General features: G+C 64.5%; 1 protein-coding gene. It reads right to left on the bottom strand.

Annotated elements, in window-relative coordinates:
- The coding region (locus AC1D00_RS44140) for an acetate/propionate family kinase (protein WP_477015079.1) at positions 1-648 on the bottom strand (648 nt) is incomplete at both ends.

Genomic DNA, 648 nt, shown 5'->3' with positions numbered 1-648 from the left:
GTGCTGGGCGATCATCAGTTCCTCGTCAGTCGGCACGACGTAGACGGGGATCAGACTCTCGGAACGTGATATCAGCTGCGAATTGCGGGAATTCTCGGCCGGGTCGAGGCTGACACCGAGCCATCCGAGCTGCCCGACCACGCGCGCGCGAATGGTCGCGGAGTTCTCGCCGATGCCGGCCGTGAAGACGAAGGCATCCAGGCCCTGCAAGGCGGCCGCGAGCATGCCGGCATCGAGGCCGATCCGGTACACGAAATAGTCGATCGCCAGCTTCGCCCGGGCGTCTGCGCTGGCCTCGAGCTCACGCATGTCGTTGCTGACGCCCGAGAGCCCCTTCAGTCCGCAATCGCGATAGAGGAAGTTCTGCACGTTCGACGCCGACATGCCCTTTTCGGAAATGAGATAGAGCACCACACCGGGATCGAGCTGGCCCGGGCGCGTTCCCATCGGCAATCCGTCCAGCGCCGTGAAGCCCATGGTGCTTTCGACGCTCTGCCCGGCCTTCAGCGCGCACATCGAGGCTCCGCTGCCGAGATGGGCAACGATGACCCGGCGTTTCGCGACGTCCGGCGCGATGTGCGGCAGGGTCTTCGCAATATATTCGTAGGACAACCCGTGAAAGCCATAGCGCCGCACGCCCTCGGCGTG

This window comes from Bradyrhizobium sp. P2_E8 (genome assembly GCF_056403875.1).
Note: the sequence above shows the minus strand (reverse complement) of the source record. Positions and strands in the feature narration are given on the sequence as shown.